18 protein-coding genes and 1 riboswitch are annotated in these 18,969 nt (G+C 43.9%); of the genes, 5 read left to right on the top strand and 13 right to left on the bottom strand.

Features of this window, described 5'->3' with window-relative positions:
* Nucleotides 1-11: 11 nt before the first annotated feature.
* The 7 genes from B5Y67_RS18845 to B5Y67_RS18875 all read right to left on the bottom strand — a co-directional run bounded on the left by B5Y67_RS18845 (nucleotide 12) and on the right by B5Y67_RS18875 (nucleotide 8,384).
* Complete coding sequence (locus B5Y67_RS18845; RefSeq protein WP_088227965.1) at nucleotides 12-2,186, bottom strand: Tex family protein; 2,175 nt, start codon at nucleotides 2,184-2,186, stop codon at nucleotides 12-14.
* Between the two features lie 125 nt (nucleotides 2,187-2,311).
* On the bottom strand, nucleotides 2,312-3,487 hold the full coding sequence (locus B5Y67_RS18850) for an aminotransferase class I/II-fold pyridoxal phosphate-dependent enzyme (protein ID WP_088227966.1): 1,176 nt from the start codon (nucleotides 3,485-3,487) through the stop codon (nucleotides 2,312-2,314).
* 201 nt (nucleotides 3,488-3,688) lie between these two features.
* Entirely contained in the window at nucleotides 3,689-4,384 is a 696-nt protein-coding gene (locus B5Y67_RS18855) for a peptidylprolyl isomerase (protein WP_088227967.1), read from the bottom strand.
* Nucleotides 4,385-4,609: 225 nt separating this feature from the next.
* Complete coding sequence (locus tag B5Y67_RS18860) at nucleotides 4,610-5,749, bottom strand: ABC transporter permease (RefSeq protein ID WP_088227968.1); 1,140 nt, start codon at nucleotides 5,747-5,749, stop codon at nucleotides 4,610-4,612.
* Nucleotides 5,749-6,522, bottom strand: coding sequence for an ABC transporter ATP-binding protein (locus B5Y67_RS18865; protein WP_088227969.1), 774 nt, complete (start codon nucleotides 6,520-6,522; stop codon nucleotides 5,749-5,751). The genes B5Y67_RS18860 and B5Y67_RS18865 overlap by 1 nt, the downstream gene beginning before the upstream one ends.
* Before the next feature lie 14 nt (nucleotides 6,523-6,536).
* A complete protein-coding gene (locus tag B5Y67_RS18870; protein ID WP_088227970.1) occupies nucleotides 6,537-7,553 on the bottom strand; it encodes an efflux RND transporter periplasmic adaptor subunit in 1,017 nt (338 codons plus the stop codon).
* Nucleotides 7,554-7,763: 210 nt separating this feature from the next.
* Nucleotides 7,764-8,384, bottom strand: coding sequence for a TetR/AcrR family transcriptional regulator (locus B5Y67_RS18875; protein ID WP_088227971.1), 621 nt, complete (start codon nucleotides 8,382-8,384; stop codon nucleotides 7,764-7,766).
* A gap of 396 nt (nucleotides 8,385-8,780) precedes the next feature.
* On the opposite strand from B5Y67_RS18875, the gene B5Y67_RS18880 reads away from it, so the two are divergent.
* The 3 genes from B5Y67_RS18880 to B5Y67_RS18890 are packed head-to-tail and all read left to right on the top strand — an operon-like array spanning nucleotide 8,781 to nucleotide 11,381.
* Entirely contained in the window at nucleotides 8,781-9,806 is a 1,026-nt protein-coding gene (locus B5Y67_RS18880) for an aliphatic sulfonate ABC transporter substrate-binding protein (protein WP_088227972.1), read from the top strand.
* A gap of 40 nt (nucleotides 9,807-9,846) precedes the next feature.
* Nucleotides 9,847-10,641, top strand: a complete 795-nt coding sequence (locus tag B5Y67_RS18885) for an ABC transporter permease (RefSeq protein WP_088227973.1) — start codon at nucleotides 9,847-9,849, stop codon at nucleotides 10,639-10,641.
* The gene (locus tag B5Y67_RS18890) at nucleotides 10,626-11,381 is read left to right on the top strand and encodes an ABC transporter ATP-binding protein (protein ID WP_088227974.1); all 756 of its coding nucleotides are present in this window, start codon (nucleotides 10,626-10,628) and stop codon (nucleotides 11,379-11,381) included. Before B5Y67_RS18885 ends, B5Y67_RS18890 begins: the two co-directional genes overlap by 16 nt.
* Nucleotides 11,382-11,513: 132 nt before the next feature.
* On the opposite strand, the gene ilvD is transcribed toward B5Y67_RS18890, so the two are convergent.
* The 4 genes from ilvD to B5Y67_RS18910 form a co-directional block, all read right to left on the bottom strand.
* The gene (gene ilvD, locus B5Y67_RS18895; RefSeq protein WP_088227975.1) at nucleotides 11,514-13,175 is read right to left on the bottom strand and encodes a dihydroxy-acid dehydratase; all 1,662 of its coding nucleotides are present in this window, start codon (nucleotides 13,173-13,175) and stop codon (nucleotides 11,514-11,516) included.
* Nucleotides 13,176-13,367: 192 nt separating this feature from the next.
* Nucleotides 13,368-14,054 (bottom strand): FadR/GntR family transcriptional regulator, encoded by a 687-nt coding sequence (locus B5Y67_RS18900; RefSeq protein ID WP_088227976.1) that lies wholly within the window; start codon nucleotides 14,052-14,054, stop codon nucleotides 13,368-13,370.
* Between the two features lie 230 nt (nucleotides 14,055-14,284).
* Complete coding sequence (locus tag B5Y67_RS18905; protein ID WP_088227977.1) at nucleotides 14,285-14,656, bottom strand: YkgJ family cysteine cluster protein; 372 nt, start codon at nucleotides 14,654-14,656, stop codon at nucleotides 14,285-14,287.
* A 47-nt stretch (nucleotides 14,657-14,703) separates the two neighbouring features.
* A complete protein-coding gene (locus tag B5Y67_RS18910; RefSeq protein WP_088227978.1) occupies nucleotides 14,704-15,855 on the bottom strand; it encodes a metallophosphoesterase in 1,152 nt (383 codons plus the stop codon).
* Nucleotides 15,856-15,954: 99 nt separating this feature from the next.
* Nucleotides 15,955-16,146: riboswitch (cobalamin riboswitch) on the top strand.
* 121 nt (nucleotides 16,147-16,267) lie between these two features.
* Here B5Y67_RS18910 and B5Y67_RS18915 point away from each other — a divergent pair.
* Nucleotides 16,268-17,290: a HoxN/HupN/NixA family nickel/cobalt transporter gene (locus tag B5Y67_RS18915; RefSeq protein ID WP_088227979.1), complete on the top strand. Its 1,023-nt coding sequence runs from the start codon at nucleotides 16,268-16,270 to the stop codon at nucleotides 17,288-17,290.
* Between the two features lie 42 nt (nucleotides 17,291-17,332).
* Nucleotides 17,333-18,061, top strand: a complete 729-nt coding sequence (locus B5Y67_RS18920; RefSeq protein WP_088227980.1) for a precorrin-6A/cobalt-precorrin-6A reductase — start codon at nucleotides 17,333-17,335, stop codon at nucleotides 18,059-18,061.
* Nucleotides 18,062-18,314: 253 nt separating this feature from the next.
* Here the strand turns inward: B5Y67_RS18920 and B5Y67_RS18925 are convergent, their stop codons facing one another.
* Together B5Y67_RS18925 and B5Y67_RS18930 are read right to left on the bottom strand one after the other, a co-directional pair.
* Complete coding sequence (locus B5Y67_RS18925; protein ID WP_242976042.1) at nucleotides 18,315-18,614, bottom strand: SHOCT domain-containing protein; 300 nt, start codon at nucleotides 18,612-18,614, stop codon at nucleotides 18,315-18,317.
* 64 nt (nucleotides 18,615-18,678) lie between these two features.
* Nucleotides 18,679-18,906: an SHOCT domain-containing protein gene (locus tag B5Y67_RS18930; protein ID WP_088227981.1), complete on the bottom strand. Its 228-nt coding sequence runs from the start codon at nucleotides 18,904-18,906 to the stop codon at nucleotides 18,679-18,681.
* Nucleotides 18,907-18,969: the final 63 nt, after the last annotated feature.

Consider the following 18,969-nt stretch of genomic DNA (forward strand, 5'->3'; position numbering starts at 1 on the left):
AGCCCGGCCTTTTAGGCTAGGGATGCATTAGGCAAAAGGTCCTTCATGGAAAGGCTCACCCGTTCCCTCTCCTTATCAATCCCCAGGACACGAACTTTGACAATATCTCCTACAGACACAACTTCCATCGGATGTTTAATATAGTTATCACTTAACTGAGAAATATGAACAAGTCCGTCGTGTTTAACTCCAATATCCACAAAGGCACCAAAATCCACCACATTGCGAACGGTTCCTTCTAAGATCATGCCTTCCTTGAGGTCCTCTAAGTGAGTGACATCCCGCCGCAGCAACGGTCGGGGCAAATCTTCCCGTGGATCTCGTCCCGGTCTTTGCAGAGCATCTAAAATATCGCGAACTGTCGGTACCCCAGCGCCAAATTCTTCGGCCAATTCCTCAGCTGTTAGTTCGGCGAGTTTCTGACGAACTTCTCTAAGTTGATCCTTTAAATCCTGAGGCGTATGACCAACCTTTTTTAAAATGTTTTCCGCCAGCTGATAGGATTCCGGATGAACCGGCGTATTTTCCAGAGGATTTTCCCCATCGGGCAGACGAATAAACCCGGCACATTGGATAAATGTTTGGGCACCAAGGCGGGGTATTTTTTTCAGTTGGTCTCGTGACTTGAATTTCCCATTCTCGTCGCGCCAGGCAACAATGTTTTTCGCCACTGCCGGTTTCAGCCCGGCTACGTATTGAAGCAGAGAAGCCGAAGCAGTATTCAGATCAACACCAACGCCATTCACACAGGTTTCCACAACTCCATGGAGAGATTCCTCCAACCGCTTGGGCTGAACATCATGCTGATACTGACCCACACCAACGGCCTTGGGTTCAATCTTAACCAGCTCAGCTAAAGGATCTTGAAGCCGTCGGGCAATGGAAACCGCACTCCGCAAAGAAAGATCAAAATCAGGAAATTCTTCGCCGGCCAATTTCGAAGCGGAATAGACAGAAGCCCCCGCCTCGCTGACTAAAATAAATTCGGCAGTTATTCCCTCTTCCTGAATCATTTCCGCTACAACTTCTTCCGTTTCCCTCGAGGCTGTGCCATTGCCTATAGCAATGATATCGACTGCGAATTCTGTAATCGCCTTTTTTAAAGCAACTTTTGATTCTTCACGCTGCCTTTTCCCGGTATGGGGGTAAATTACTCCCACCTTCATAAGTTTTCCCGTCTCGTCAACAACGGCCCACTTACATCCGGTCCGGAATCCCGGGTCAAGACCTAAAACTATTCTACCGCGGACGGGAGGCTGAAGCAGAAGCTGCCGAAGGTTGGCGGCAAACACTTTTATCGCTTGCTCCTCAGCATGAGAGGAAAGCTCTGTCCGTATCTCTCTTTCAATAGAAGGTTCTATTAAGCGTTTATAAGAATCTGCGGCCGCCCTTTGAACATATTCGGCGCAAGGGCCGGTTTTTACATAACGAATACCAATAAGCCGTTGGATCGTTTCCAAGGGAGCCTCAATTTTCACGGTTAAAAACTCTTCAATCTCGCCCCGATTAAGGGCCAAAATCCGATGGGGAGGAATCTTACGAACTGGTTCACGGTATTCATAGTACATTTCGTAGGCAGAGCGTTCCTTACCCTTTTTAGCCGACGCTGCAGCAACCACATCAGCGATTCGCCAGGTTTCTTCACGTATCTGCTTACGCAAACCAGCATCATCAGCTATAAGCTCGGCGATAATATCCATGGCACCATTCAAAGCATCTTCGACCGTAGTGACGTTTAATTCATCATTTAGATACTTCTCAGCCTCTCCCTGAGGGTCAACGCGAACTCCGGGATATTGGAGAAGAAGCCATGAAGCTAAAGGTTCCAAACCTTTCTCTTTAGCCACAGTGGCCCGTGTCCGACGTTTCTGCTTATAAGGCCGATAGAGATCTTCGACGTCCTGAAGTACTGTCGCGGCAGTAATTTGAGCCGACAGTTCGTCGTTAAGTTTTCCTTGTTCATCAATAAGCCGCAGGACCTCGGCTTTCCGCTGTTCCAAGCGTCGTAAATAATCTAACCGTTCAACAATATCACGCAATACATTTTCATCAAGTTCCCCGGTAACCTCTTTACGGTAACGAGCTATGAAGGGAATCGTATTTCCGCTATCCAATAAGTTGACTGCTTCTTGCACTTGTGTCTGCTTTAATCCAAGTTCTTTAGCAATAACTTGACTAAAATTCAAAATCCTATTTCCTCCCTAACTATGCTCATCATCAATGATGTTAATGGTTTTTATTATATAACATGTTCCATATAATGGAAAGCAAAGGCTGAAACTTCATTGACATGTTAAGTAAACTATGTAGCTTAAGCCTCTGTCAGCCTATGCCGCAAATAATTTTGAATACGCTGAACAGCCTCTTCCAGAACGCTGTCGTCTTGAACCATGGCTATGCGCACATACCCTTCGCCATACTCTCCGAAGGCCACTCCCGGTACCACGATGACCCCCGCTTCTCGGGCTAACTCCCTGGCAAAGGATACCGAATCCTGCCTGGTCGGAACCGGAGCCCAAATAAACATGGAACCCTGAGGCAGCGGCATCTTCCAACCCGCACGAGCGCAGCCTTCTACCAAAAGATCTCTTCGTCTCTGATAAGCCCGCCGATTCTCGTCTATGGAACTTTGAGGTAGACTGAGTGCGGCTGCCCCCATTCTCAAGATTGGCCCAAATACCCCATAATCAATATTGGATTTAAGTTGTGAAAGGGTACCAATAACTTCTGCCTTTCCCACTGCAAAGCCCAAACGGACTCCCGCCAGATTATAAGTTTTAGAAACAGAATGAAATTCTATACCCACATCTTTAGCACCGCGCGCTTGTAAAAAGCTTACCGGCCGATAGCCTTCAAAGGCCAATTCCGAATAAGCGGCATCATGACAAATAAGAAGATCATAGGTTTTAGCAAACTCCACAACATCTTCGAAGAAGGAAAGAGGGGCCACCGCGGCCGTTGGATTATTGGGGTAATTTAAAAACATAAGTTTAGCTCTTCGCGCCAAGTCGGGATTAATTGCTTGGAGATCCGGCAGGTAGCCATTCTTCTCCTCCAGCGGCAGAGGAACCTTCTCTCCGCCTGCCAGCAACAGACCGGCCGTATAAATAGGATAACCTGGATCAGGTATAAACGCTAAATCACCGGGGTTAATATAGGCTAAAAAAATATGAGCCAGTCCATCCTGGGAACCCATTAAGGGCAATACTTCAGAGTCTGGGTCTAAAGAAACCTCAAACCGTTCTTGATACCATCGGGCACAAGCCTGGCGAAATTCTCCAGTCCCACGGGTTAACGTATAACCATATTGAGTTTCCTCAAGAACTGCCTGACTGAGAATCTGGCGAAGTTCCTCAGCCGGAGCCCGATCAGGGCTTCCTATACTCAAATTGATTAATGATTTGCCCTCTTGCTCTAACGTCTTCTTTAAATTATCCATTTCCGTAAAAACTGAAGCACCAAGCCCAGCCAAACGTTTTGCAGGCATACTATCACTCCATTCTCTATTAGATAACCATCGTTTTTTAATAAATCACCCTAAGGCCGCTGCAAAACTGTTAAGCGAAAATAAATTTGGCCTCTAAACATTGTATCATGTTTATTTGTCATTATTTGACCAAATTTGTAACTAATTTGTCTAAAAAGCCCCTGCTGACAGACAGCGGGGGCTTAAAAGTATAGTCAGGTTTTACTTCTTAATAACTTCGGGATCACCGTAGTTTACACCGAAGGTATCCACTGTAACACTTTTCATCACTTGATTTTGCAGCGATTTATCCGCTTGATCCCTCTGAGTATTGACAATTTTATCGACTTCATCCATCCCGCTCGTCACTTTTCCAAAAGCGGCGTAATTACCGTCTAAACTCGGTGCCGCTGCGACCATGATAAAGAATTGCGAACCGGCTGAATTAGGATCATCAGTCCTGGCCATGGACAGAACTCCCCGCGTATGTTTCAAGTCGTTTTTAAAACCATTATTGGTAAACTCTCCTTTAATACTATACCCCGGACCGCCGCTTCCATTACCGCTCGGATCTCCTCCTTGAATCATAAACCCTGGGATAACTCTATGAAAGGTTAGACCATTATAAAAACCTTTTTTTACCAAAGAAATAAAGTTTTTCACCGTGTTAGGCGCAATGTTCGGATAGAGTTCAGCTTTAATCACTCCCCCGTCAGCCATTGTTATGGTCACGACAGGGTTGTTCTTATTATTTGTTGTTGGCACAGGTGCGGAAGAAGACGTTGAATTGGGGGCAGTTTGACTATTTTTCGTTGACCCTTGTGACGCAGAGTTGTTTGTCTGTATCCCACAGCCAAGGATTACAAAAATCACCGTGAGTAAACATAGCAACATGCTTAGTTTTTGAACCTTTTTCATGCGAAATCGTCCTCCAAAAAATTATCAGATATCTTTGTCCATCCATTAAGCAACCCAGGCTCAATGAGGAAACTCCCACATAATCCTAGCATATCCTCGTTAAAATACCAAATCAGGCTTAAATGTCTACATAATGAGTACGAGTAATGTACTGTTTATAATGAGCAAAAAATGACCGTTGCCTGCAACTAGTGAGTTTTTGGCAACGGTCCCACTGTAATACCCTTAGTCTAAATTCTTTTTGAACTTTTTCGAAGCCACTGCCAACAAAATCACGGCGAATAAACATAAGGCCAAAGTATCTTGCCAAAGAAACTGGAGTCCTACTCCTTTGAGAAATATCCCTCTGACAATCTCTAAAAAATACGTTAAAGGAAGTAATCCGCCCATTAATTGCAGCAATTTAGGCATTGTCTCCCTTGGAAAAACGAACCCTGACAGAAGAATAGACGGCAAGATTAAGATAAAGGTCATTTGCATAGCCTGAAGCTGTGTCTTGGCAATACTGGAGATAAGGAGTCCAATCGCTAAAATGGTGAATAAAAAAATTGTCGACAATAGGACCAACAAAGGAATACTTCCCATAGGCATAACTCCGAACCAAAATATGCCTGTTACCAAAATTAAGGAAAGGGAAACGAATCCGATCAAGACGAAAGGCAAGAGTTTGCCCAAAAGAAGTTCCAGGGAACGTATCGGCGTTACAATTAATTGTTCCATAGTACCGCGTTCTTTCTCACGGACAATAGAGAAAGAGGTTAACATTGCGATCACATTTTGCAGGATCAGGCCAATCAATGCTGGTATATTAAAATTTCTCGACTTCATATCCGGGTTATACCAGACTCTCGTCTCAATATCAAGGGGTAACGTCGTTCCTCCGGAAATCCCCATGGCGGCCAAACGTTGACTTTGTAATTGCAGAGATTTATCGAAGCCCAGCATTTGTACAGCCGAGGTGACTGCCCGGGCGACCGTAGGATCGGAACCATCAACCAAAACCTGAACCGTTGCCTGCTGCTCTTGCAATTGTTTGCCAAAATCCGGCGGAATAATCACGGCAGCCCGTGCTTTACCGCTGTCCAAATAATTCTCAATCTGCTTATATCCGGAAACATAATCATCGGGATCCATATATTGAGTATTGCGCACAGAAGACACAAAATCTCTGCTTTCCTGGGTTTGGGATTGATCCCAAACCACTGTCGGAAGGTGCTCAACATCAGTATTAACAGCATAGCCAAATAAGAGCAGCATTCCGAGGGGCATAGCGACAGCCATAATTAAACTGGCGCGATCTCGCCGGATATGAATAAATTCCTTTTTTAAAACCGCTAAAAAGCGGGTCCATGAAAATCGCAGCATCAGCCTGCCCCTCCACTTCCAGCCTTTGTATTACGAGGATCCTCCGAGGCCTCACGTTCTACATAATAGATAAAGAGGTCATCCAAGGTCTCTTTTCCTTCTCGTTGTTTCATCTCCTCAGGGGTGCCAAAGGCAATCAATCGTCCATAAAATACAAAACCCAAATAATCACAGGAAGCTGCTTCATCCATATAATGGGTGCTAACTAAGATTGTCATGCCTTCTTTGGCCAGCTGATGGATAATATCCCAAAAAATTCGACGTGAAACAGGATCTACACCGGCAGTCGGTTCATCCAAAACTAATAATTGGGGACTATGCAGCAACGCACAGGCCAAAGCTACTCGCTGCTTCCAGCCGCCGGAGAGAGAGGAAACTAACTGGGAAGTTCGTTCACCCAGACCAATTCGTTCGATAACCCGATCTTTCTGAGCAGCGGCCTCTTTTCCCCGCAAATTGTACACCCCGGCATAAAAAGCAAGGTTTTCAGCAACGGTTAAATCATCGTAGAGACTAAATTTCTGGGACATATAGCCGATGCGCTGCTTAATATCCTCAGGTTGGCTCTTAACATCAAAACCCAAGACCGTAGCCTTCCCGTCGGAAGGCACCAGAACTCCGCACAACATGCGGATAGTGGTCGTCTTACCCGCCCCATTAGGACCCACAAAACCCATTATGGCCCCTTGAGGAATTTGAAAAGTGACATCCTGAACAGCCGTATACGTGCCAAATCGTTTAATTAAACCTTGGCAATCTATTGCCAGACTCATTATCTCTCACTCCTCTAATCCAGGGTCACATCAGCAGGCATACCTGCCTTTAGTTGGTCTCGACCTTGGGTGATGATGATTTTGACTGCATAGACCGTAGTCGTCCGTTCTTCCTTAGTCTGAACATCTTTGGGCGTAAACTCAGCCTGGGTACTTATATATTGAATCTGTCCTTTGAAGGTTTTATTAGGGTAGGAATCTACCGAAATACTGGCTGTGCCGCCTACTTTAACCTTGTTAAGCTTTGCTTCCGGAACATAGATTTTGATCCACAGGTCATTAGAATCGAGTAAACTAATTAACGTCGAGCCCGTATTGACCACTTGCCCAAGCTCAACTTGTTTATAGAGCACTTGTCCGTCTATCGGACTCGTTATCGTAAATTTGCTGAGATTCAATTCCGCCGTTTCGACAGATTGGGCTGCCATATCGACAGCTGCTTTTTGAGCCTGAATGGTCGGTTGAGTATAACCTGCCTGAGCTTGATCCAGGCTTGCCTGAGCTGCATTTACATTGGCTTGAGCAGCTTCATACTGAGCCTTGAGGGTATTGTATTTGTTTTGTTGGGTATCCAGGTCCTGTTTGCTTATAGCCCCGTTTTGATAAAGTTTTTGATCATTCGCCAGGTTATTTTCCTCTAATTGAAGACTCGGAGCCAAAGCCGCAGCATTATCCTTGGCTTGTGCCAGAACAGATTCCAATCGGCGCAGTTCTTCTGCCCTAGTCCCTCCCAATAGATCATTGAGTTTCGCCTGGGCCTGAGTCTGTTGACTCTTAGCGGTCTCCAAGGAAATCTTAGCCTGACTGTCATCGAGCTTGGCAATGACATCTCCCTTTTTAACCATTTGCCCTTCTTGTACCTTCAGCTCAACAATCTTGCCTCCCAGCTCCGGCTGAACCGGAATTTCCGTCCCTTCAATAGTTCCCGAAAAAACATCTTGATCCTGAGGATGATTAAGATAAGAATTTCCCCAGACCGAAACGGCTATTAGACCTATGATTACGATGACTGCCAGCAACTTTTTCTTCATTCCTTCTTCTCCTGACTCTAGTTAACTCTTCTCTTCCTGAAACGTTTTAGTAAACTCGTTCAGCTAAAACCGAACATCGGGGCTTCGGCGAAAGCGCCTAGCCTATAACAAATGCTATCGCGCTGAAGGATGGACTTTACCCCCACCGAAGCAAAGTATGGGAGCCGCTCCCACTTAAAAGAAGTAGGAGTCTTACGACGGGATAAACGATTAACTGTCTGACCGCACTAACCCATGGAGAAAAAGCTCAGCAATATGGTCGGCTGCCTCGTCGATGGTACTTTCAGGAGATAAATTAGGAAACAAGAAACCAAAGACCCCATAAAACATAGCCATCCCCATAAAACTCCGCATCGTTGGTATAAAGGGCAAAGGCTTAAACAACCCCTGGGCAATTCCTTTGTCAAACCAGGGCTTAACTAGACCTATCCCCGGACCCAGAATTCCATGAAACAGTGCTTCCCGTACTTCGGAATGATACTGGGCCTCGGCAAACATTAAACGAAACAGCCCGGCATTTTCCTGCATCAGCTCCAAACGATTCTTAAGAAAACAGCGAAAAAATTCTTCCGGACTGCTCTCTCGTTTCTCTTGGTCTAAAACGATTAAACCTTCAACAATTTTCGGTTCTAAAACCGCCGTCAACAATTCCTTCTTCGTGGCAAAATGCCGAAAGATAGTTCCTTCAGCTACCCCTGCTTGGCGGGCAATTTCAGCTGTGGTAGCCCCTTTATAGCCATTTTCCGAAAACACTTTAAGGGCCGCTTCTAAAATATCCTGCCGCCTTTCTTCTACAGTTTTTTTGGTGCGAACTCTTTGATTTTTGCTCATATCCGCTGCTTATTACTCCTTTTATTAAAATTTGAAAAAGTTAGTTTTATTTAAATGTTATACTTCTAATGAGTGATTACTCACTTATTTTTTATTATATAGTATCATAAGTTTTGACTTTGTCAATCTCAAAATTTTAATAGTAAATCAATCATCCAAATATTCCCATACGAACCACTGGCCATGACGCGCTAAGCAGACGAGCCTATCGCCAAACTGCAGCTCATTAAGCGTACCCCCGCAGTGTGGATTGGCCGAGTGTCCCTGAACCAAGGACGGTAAGACTAAAGTACCCCTAAATATAGATATTTATCCAAATTTTATCTGGATTATCGACGAATTAATGCTATTATTGAACTAGTGCCTTTAAGAACAAGGCAAAAACAACGAAGTAGGATGGTGATTACTACGGTTCGGTCTAAATCCATAGTTATAATTCTCTTAAGCTTTCTCTTTCTTGTCAGCGCAACAATTCTCAGCGGTTGTTCCGCTGCGAAACAAACGACAAGCAATACCACCGCGAAAAAGCCCCAAGTAATCAATGCCTCTTATGTCAGTCGGCCTATTAACGTTCCATCTATTGTCGCCAAGAATAAACAGCTTTTTGAACAAGAGTTTTCTAAAGACGGTATTAAGTTTCAGTGGCACGATCTTTCAGACCCGAGCAATCAACTCGAAGCCCTGGCCTCCAAGTCTCTTGATTTCGCCAATAGTCTCAACTATGTCTCGGTAATTTTAGCAAAAGCTCACGGGAATGACCTTAAAATTATTTCCGCCTATTCCCGCTTTCCCAAAGGAATCAGTCTTGTCGTCAACCCTCGGGAAAACATTAAGACAATTCAAGACCTCAAAGGGAAAAAAATTGCTCTGCAAAAAGGAACCATGCTGCATGAGATGTTAATTAGAGCCCTGACGCAGGCAAACTTAACTGCTGAAGATCTGGAAATTGTCGACATGGATTCCACTGCGGGAGCGGCTGCATTAGCCTCAGGTCAGGTCGATGCCACCATACTTCCGGAACCCCTGCTCACCAAGGCTGTTGCGGCCGGCAAGGCAAAGAAATTAATATCTGCGGAAGGCTTAATCCCAGGCTTATCCGTTATTGCCGTACGCAGTGATTTTGCAGCAGCATATCCAGATATTGTTAAACGCTATTTAACCGCCCATCAATCCTCGCTTGATTGGACCCAATCCCATCTTAGCAATGCCTTAGCTCTTGCCGCCAGCGAAAACAAAATGAGTCTCCCGGCTGTGAAGGCTCTATACCCTGAATTTTCCTTCGCCATGGGTCTTGATCAAGTAAAAAGTGACTTGTTAAAATCCGCAGAATTTTTGCAGAGCCAAGGGATGATTAAACCGAATGTTGATCTCAATAAACTTGTTAATGATTTAGTAGATCCAGACTTCCTGCCCGCCAAGTGATGAATCTTCATTCCCTTCATCCAGAGGAGACCGATTTGCTATGACTAACGTCTTTAAAAAAACAATTATGGCCTTGCTGCTCCCCTTTGTCCTTGTTCTTGTTTGGGAATTATTCAGTCAGATGGGCTGGCTCAATAATTACCTTCTTCCCCCTCCCTCCGGAATTATGGACCAGCTTTTTGCCCTTGCCCATAATGGGACGTTGTTAAACCATTTAAGCGCTAGCCTCTACCGCGTTGGCTGCGGTTTTGGTCTGGCGTTTTGTCTTGCCCTTCCCTTAGGCTTCTTGTTAGGTCTGGTACCTAGAGTCCAAGATTACTTATCTCCCTTCTTAAACTTCTTGCAGCAGATTCCTGCTATCGCCTGGATACCCATGTTCATTCTTTGGTTGGGGATTGATGAAACATCTAAAATCTCCATTATCACCTATTCTGGTTTTTTTCCCATATTTCTGAACACTATGCATGGTATTTCCAATACAGACTCTAAACTGAAAGAAGTAGCTTCAACCTTCGGTCTCTCACCCTGGCAAATTATTGTCAGAGTCTATCTCCCCTCTGCTGCGCCTTCTGTCTTTGTAGGAATGAGACTTGGTCTGAGCTTTTGTTGGCGTTCATTGGTTGCTGCAGAACTTCTTGGGGCCTCCAAGGGAATTGGTTACCTCATTCAGGAAGGACGAGAATTAGCTCAACCCGATCTAATGCTTGCGGGAGTCTTGATGATTGGGATCACCGGCTTATTTTTGGATTTTGTATTTCTACGTCTGGAAAAGACGCTCTTACCCTGGCGGAATACACAAGAGAGACGCGAGGTACCCAAATGGCAGCCTTTTTAAAACTCAAAGAAATCAGCAAGAATTATACAATAGGTTCCAAACAAATTTGGGCCTTAAGGGACCTTAGCTTTGAAGTTACCTCTGGGGAACTGATTTGCATTATTGGCAAAAGCGGCTGTGGAAAAACAACCCTTCTCAGGATCATCGCCGGGCTGGAAAAACAAACTTCAGGAGAGATCATTCTTAATGGCCAGGCTCTTAAGGATACAGGAAGGGAACGAGGAATGGTGTTCCAAGAACCCCGCCTATTTCCTTGGCTGACCTTAGAGGCGAATATTGCCTTCGGCATAAGAGGACGTATGTCTAGGGAATTAGAATATAAAACTGTTGCCGACCTCATGGAAATGGTTGGACTTAAGGGTTTTGCCAAAGCTTGGCCCAGCCAATTATCAGGCGGTATGGCTCAAAGGGCCGCTATTGCCCGCGCCCTGGCAGTAGATCCCGCGATCTTACTCTTAGACGAACCCTTCTCAGCCCTCGACGCCCTGACTCGTACTAAACTACAGACAGACTTCCTTCATTTGTGGCAAAGGACTCAGAAGACTTGTATCCACGTTACCCATGATGTGGATGAAGCGTTAACTCTCGGCCAGAAAATCATGATCATGCATTCAAATCCAAGCAGAGTCGGGGACATCATTTCTTTGCCTTTTCCTTATCCCCGCTCTCTGGAAGACCCGGAACTCAGAGCCATAAAACAACGTGTATTATCCCTGTTTATTGCTGATTCTGCTGACTAACAAAAAAGCTTGACAAAATATGCTGCTCGGCAAATGTGACTCCGGTTTCTAATTAACTTTGTAAAAGGGTATTAAAAAGCAACCAACAAGCCGCTTAAGGCGATCTGCTGGTTGCTTTGCTTTTAATTGTGCTTATTGCTTAGGAAGTTCTAAAACCGCGCCTCTGTTGCCGGAAGTAACCATTCCGGCATAACGAGCCAGGAATCCGGTCGTAATTTTGGGTTGTCTCGGCTCCCATTTAGCTCTGCGCTTTGCCAGTTCATCCTCACTTAGGTTAACGTTAATTTTATTGGCCATAATGTCAATTTGAATAATGTCTCCATCCTCGATTAAGGCGATATTTCCCCCAACCGCTGCTTCAGGAGAAACGTGACCGATGGCTGCACCCCGCGTTGCACCACTGAAACGTCCATCAGTAATTAGAGCAACACTCCCCCCAAGTCCGCTGCCCATAATAGCAGAGGTCGGATTTAACATTTCTCTCATTCCCGGACCACCCTTCGGTCCTTCATAGCGAATGACAACCACATCACCGGCAACAATCTTACCTGTCATAATGGCCTGCATAGCATCCTCTTCGCAGTCAAAGACTCTGGCCGGTCCTTCATGTTTTAACATATCAGGGGCAACTGCGGACCGTTTAACGACACAGGAATCGGGAGCCAGGTTACCTTTTAAGACAGCAATCCCTCCTGTTTTGCTGTAGGGATTTTCAGCAGGTCTAATGACCTCTGTATTCTTGTTAATGCAGCCATCAATATTCTCGCCAACGGTCTTACCAGTACAGGTGATCAAATCCGTTTTGAGCAAGCCGAGTTTGTTAACTTCATTCATTACCGCATAAATACCGCCTGCCTCATGGAGTTCTTCGATGTAGGTATGACCGGCAGGCGCAAGATGGCAGAGATTCGGAGTCCGGTCACTAATTTCATTAGCGATATCTACGTTTAATTTAATACCACATTCATGGGCAATGGCCGGAAGATGCAGCATACTATTCGTACTGCAGCCCAGAGCCATATCGAGGGTCAAGGCATTTCTAAAAGCATCTTCGGACATGATGTCTCTCGGACGAATGTTCTTTTTCAGGAGCTCCATAATCTGCATCCCAGCATATTTAGCAAGCTGAATCCTCTCAGAATAAACCGCCGGGATCGTTCCATTGCCTCGAAGTCCCATCCCTAATACTTCTGTTAAACAGTTCATGCTGTTAGCGGTATACATGCCGGAACAAGAGCCACAGGTCGGGCAAGCTTTATTTTCATATTCCAGTAATTTTTCCTTGGAAATTTTCCCTGCTTGAAATTCACTAACGGCTTCCGAAACACTGGAAAAACTTGTTTTCTGCCCATCAACAATTCCTGCCAGCATTGGCCCGCCGCTGACAAAGATGGTTGGTATATTCAACCGAGCTGCAGCCATCAACAATCCGGGAACGTTCTTATCACAGTTTGGAACCATAACCAAGGCATCAAAGGCATGAGCCAGGGTCATCGCTTCAGTAGAATCAGCGATTAATTCTCGAGTGACAAGGGAGTACTTCATTCCTTGGTGTCCCATGGCAAGTCCGTCGCAGACAGCAATTGCCGGGAAAACAAGAGGAGTGCCTCCGGCCATAGCGACACCCAGCTTGACCGCATCTACGATCTTGTCCAGATTCATATGCCCCGGAACGATATCATTCTTCGAACTGACAATACCAATTAACGGCCTTTCCATTTCCTCATTAGTTAAACCTAAGGCATGAAACAAGGCACGATGAGGCACAGTCTTTGTTACTGCATCACTATTCATTTTGAACACCTCTCTCTTTTAGGTTGTGTAATATCATTATATCTTGCATGATGTCTAATGTCTATTGGCGAAATAATACTTCTCGAAAATTCTTTTTGTCTACCATTAAGCAAGGTATGAGAACAACTCCCACTTGCAGAAGTGGGAGTCTTACGATTTGATAAATCTCAGAAAACAAGTTCGAAACTATGTTTAATCTTCCACAAATCCAAAACCTCTCATGGCATGAATAATATGCAGCTTCATAGCAGTTTTGGCTCCCTCAGCATCTCGAGCTGCTAAAAATTCCATAATTATGCGATGGTCATTTAGCGTATTGCGAATCATTTCTTCATTGGTATCCGACAAAGGGACCCCTTTGTTGATAGCTTGGTAAAGAACCGGCATCAGTTGATTCATAAACTCATTATGGGTCGCTTTAGCAATGGCCTGATGAAAGGCCTGTTCAACTTCAGTTCGATCTTCTTTTTTAATGATCAGTTCTTCTTCTAACTTGCCATAATACAAAATTCGCTCAAGTTCTTTATCAGTCGCACGTTTTGCGGCATAATAAGCCGATTGCGGTTCAAAAATGAGCCGCATTTCGTAGAGATCTTGGATATCTGGTTTAAATGCGGAAAGCTCTTTTAATCCATAAGCCTTATTTAAATCCAGGTTATCTTTGACATAAGTTCCCTTACCACGCTGGATTTCCAAGACATTATGAGCGATTAAGATGCGAATAGCTTCCCGCAGTGTCGTACGGCTCACTTGTAATTTACCCGCAAGCTCATTCTCATTGGGAAGCTTATCCCCTATTGAAAATTTTTTGTCGATAGTAATCATTGCCAGAATGTCTTCCGCGACATCCTCCGCTAAGCTTCTGCCATCCCTAGCCATCGTCTGCCTCCTTTTCAGAAAAATCCGGTCATCTTGCCGAGAAACTTCTCTCAAAAAATGGCCGCTGCCTGATTCAGCAGTGAACTCGTTCAGCTAAAGCTGAACATCGGGGCTTCGGTGACGAAAGTGTCCAGTGGACACTTTCGCCGAAAGCGCCTAGCCCATAACAAATGCTATCGCGCTGAAGGATAGACTCTACCCCCACCGAAGCAGAGAACGGGGACCACCACTTATAGAAGTGGGAGTCTCAAGACTGGATCAAAGTCCTTCCAGGTAAAATCTACCGACAAAATACCGATAGGATCTTCTGTAGCAACCCAGTTTAACTCTTTAGAAGCTTCCGGTTTTCTAAAACAAATTAAATTTTTATAATGTCCAAAGGCACGGCATATAGAAGGCCTCGCTTTACGAATTCCGCAAATATCCTTATCCAGATCATAGAAAATGCAAGTTCCAAAATAACGCTTTTGTTTTTTTAGCTCTGATCGTCTTGTCTCCGGCATTAACTTAAGAGCTGTTTTTATGGACTTAAGATCTTGTATTGTGATGGGAACAGGACCACAGCATAATCCCCGACACTCTTTACAGGGCAAACTTTCCATGTAGTAAAACCACCTAACTATATGCGCTATTATTTTTAACTACCGGACTACTTAAACTTAATCGTGATATCTACAATTTCTGGTGTATTTCCCAACCTAATCGGCGGACCCCAGGTTCCATATCCTGAGGAAACGATGAGTTGAAAGTTTCCTTTTTTAAGGTAGCCCCAATCGTCTTCAAAAATTCGACGGGTAATTAAGCGAATCGGAAACAACTGTCCTGCATGAGTATGACCTGACAGCTGTAGATCAACCCCTTGCTGAACTGGTTCCTCCAATTGTAATGGTTGATGATCCATAACAATAATAGGCAGAGAATGATTAACTCCCTGGAGCAAGGTTTGCAGAGATTTTCTCTGAACCCCATTATATCGAGATCCGGATCGATCATCCCTTCCAACTAAATAAAAGCTTCCATCAATTTCCTGACTGCTGTCCTTCAATACTCTTACACCTGCTGCATCCAAATATTTGACGGCTTCTTCAGTATTTCCTCCAATATACTCATGATTGCCCAACACTGCAAAGGCCCCATACTGGGCTTTTAGTTTTTCGAAGGCCTCCGTCATTTCCTGCTTATTAACCGCTTCAACATTCTCGTCAAATACGTCTCCAGCAAACAATACCAGGTCAGGATGCAATTGATTAATCATCCCAACCATCTTGGTCAGATAACTATTATGGATAATCGTTCCGAGATGAATGTCCGATACCATCACAACATGCAATTGTTTTAGAGGTCCCGCCTGTTTGGCTATTGTAATATCATAATGATTTATGCGCGGGTTTCGCGCATTCCAGGCTCCGAAGCCTACAATTCCCAGCACAAGAACGAAGATTGCCAATCCAAAAGCAGGATTTAGGCTTTCCTTCAGAGGAATAAGATGGAAAATATGGTTTACTAAACGCAAGAGGTCTATGGCAGCAATGATTAATAAAAAGTAAAACATAAAGGCCATCCAATAGGCCCCAATTAGATTTAACCCTTCGTAAAGCCCCTGAGGCAGAAATTTTTGCAGAAAGCGGGCAATTAAATAGGACAATGAAATCAGCCCAAAGACAAGCCAATAGGCTTTATAAGGAATAAAGGGGATATAGCTAAATAAAGCCTGCCAGCCACGCAGGCCAATATAATAATTAATTCCTCCATAGACAAGAAAAAAAACAACTCCTATTAAAATGAAAAATGGATTAAACATTTGAACACTTTCACCCCCGATTTTATAACTATAACACATGGTTTACATTTAATGAACTTGCTGTACAAAATCACTTCATTCATGTTATTATTAGAATAAACTAAATAGTTAAGAATAAGTGATCCCTTCCTGAGGGAAAAGGATTGAAAAGGAAAGTCAGTTAAAGGCTGACGCGGTGCCCGCCACTGTAAAAGGGAATCAATTCACACAATGTCACTGGGACAAACCTGGGAAGACGTGAGTTGATAATGATCTTGAGCCAGGAGACCTGCTTATTCTTAAGCCAAACTGCCTACGGGAATGTTAGGGGGTATATTTGTATTATCTTTATCTTTAAGCCCTTCTCTTAGCAGGAGGGCTTTTGGTTTTGTCTGAGATCATAAATTACTTCACTGGTTAGGAGAGAGAGCCTATGAATAACACCGCCAAACGTATTTGGAATCGTCATCGCTGGCTTCCTTATGGTGTTTCCGTCACTGGTATACATTTTCTGGGTATAATCATGCTGCTATTAAATATAAAACAATTTCCTCAGTTACTGGGATTTGCTTTTCTCGCCTATACCTTAGGCCTGCGTCATGCCTTTGATGCGGACCATATTGCGGCTATTGACAATACAGTGCGCAAAATGATCCAACAAGAACAAGATCCTATGGGAGTCGGTTTTTTCTTCTCGATTGGTCATTCAACCGTTGTTTGTATCATGTCCATCGTTACTGCTGTTTCTATGCATTGGGCACAACAAAACATCCCTCAAATACAAAATTTCGCCAGCATAATAGGGACCGCAGTTGCCGGAGGATTTCTTTTACTTATAGGGTTGTTTAATCTTTACATTTGGTTTGATATCTTTGGCTTTTTCAAGAAAATGCGTCAAGGTGAATTTGACGAAGAAAACCTTGATGAACTCTTATTGAATCGAGGATTCGTAACCCGCTTTTTTAAACCTCTCTATCGGTTTATAAATAAAAGTTGGCATGTTTATCCTTTAGGCTTTCTCTTCGGGCTTAGTTTTGATACAGCTTCGGAAGTTGCATTACTCGCCATTTCTGCTACACTCGGTACTAAAGGCATGCCCATGACAGCAATTCTTTCTCTGCCTGTTATATTTGCAGCAGGCATGAGTTTAATGGATACAGCAGACGGGGTTTTTATGACGACAGCATATCATTGGGCATTTTCTACCCCTCTGCGTAAAATCTATTATAATCTTTCGGTTACAGGTTTATCAGTTATTGCCGCCCTCGTTATTGGGATTATTGAACTCGCTCAAATACTGTCAACCAAGCTGGGTTATCATAGCAGTTTTTGGGTCTGGATCCAAAGTCTCAACTTTGGTTCTATCGGCTACATACTTGTCGGCCTTTTCGTTATTACTTGGGCAGTTTCTTATATCGTATGGAAAGTTATGGATTTAGAAAATTGCCTGAACTAATTGCCCCTTCAAGCTATTGCTCACTAACGGAGGTTAACAAACATGATTGTTCTTTTGGGGGAATCTCCAGCAGCACGTGAATTAAATATGCAATTAACAGCTAGAAAAATTGATGTTATTCAGAGACAATACTGGTCTGAAGAAACTCCCTTGCCGTCTCATCCTGCATTAGTTGTTGATGCTAGTCACCCTTCTATGAGTACTAAGTTCAGTTCCTTGCGACGCTGGTGCGAGGAACTGAACATTCCTTTTATCCGCTTAGAGCGGCCGGAAACCAAAATTCCCTCCAGCCCCTTAATTTTTCCCGTCTATGATTGGGAAGAAGCACTAGTTCTGCTTGAACAACGTATTAATACCCTGCGCAAGCAAAAAGGCCATACAATTACCGTCTTTATTACAACAGGAAGCCATCAGCTTCTAACAATTACCAGTAGTTCTTTTGCCCAATCGGTACGTCTCGTGGCAAGAATTTTACCCGAAGGACATTTGGTACAAAAATGTCGGGAAGCCGGTTTGCATCCTCGGGATATTGTGGCCATGCAAGGCCCATTTTCCAAAGAAATTAATAAAGCCCTTTTTAAGTTTTACAGCGCAGATATTGTTCTCACACGAGACAGTGGTCTTGCCGGAGGAACAGACACAAAGATTTCAGCAGCTTTAGAGCTCGGGTTGGATATTGTTCTGGTCAGAAAAGCTAAAACCAATAATGGTTTAACCGTAAACAGCCCTCAAGAACTACTTAATTGGCTGGATCAAAAACTTCCCAGCTAAAAGCTCACTAAACGTATTACCACAACTTTTGAACCTGTAAAGAAAGTTCTGCTTCTCTAAGCCTTAGCGAAGGTGAACCGTTGGTTGCACTTCGGCCAGAGGAAAGCATTTTACCGAAGGTTATCATTTCTGACAGAATAACAAATCGGTCTGCCAATGATTGTCCATCAGCAGGCCGATTTGTTATAGGAGACTTCTTTTTGTTAAATGGTTTCTTGTTTAGTGCCATGATAATGGTAATACTAACCCGAACCTAACGGCTTTCCAGATCTTGTTTTCTGCTTTGGAATTCGGTGGAATCAATCTCTCCTCGTGCATAACGTTCACGCAGTATATCCAGAGCGCTATTATGGGTGCTAAATCCTTGTGACTGGACTCTTGACCTACTGCGCCGGAAGAGATAGACAGCCAGTAAAATAATAACGATTCCAAATATCAAAGGCATAAAAAAGCCCATCATCCCCATCCCGTAGCCGCCATAACCGCCATAGCCTCCGTAACCATAACCACCATTACCCCAACCGCCCATCATGCGTCCCCAACCACTCATCATGTAAATTCCTCCTTCAAATTTAGCACATTAAAAATGTGATTATTTACCATACGAACTCGAAATCTTATTCCTGATTGGTCTTTTCAAGAGAAACAGTTTGTTTGCGCCCGCTTAGCCCTGCTTTACGTTCAAAATACTCCTCTCGATTAATCTCGCCGCGTGCGTAGCGTTCATCCAAGATATCCAAAGGATTACGGGTATGGGCAGGATGATGCCCCCCAAACAACTCTCCGGAATGTGATTCTTTATAGATAAAATAAGCAATAATCAATAAAATTATTAAGCCAAACATCGTTAATCCCCCTTTACTTTATATTTTAGGCCTAAGCCATGTTTAAACTGGAACCTATGAACA

It is taken from the genome of Desulfosporosinus sp. FKB (assembly GCF_002196705.1).
Lineage (GTDB): Bacteria > Bacillota > Desulfitobacteriia > Desulfitobacteriales > Desulfitobacteriaceae > Desulfosporosinus.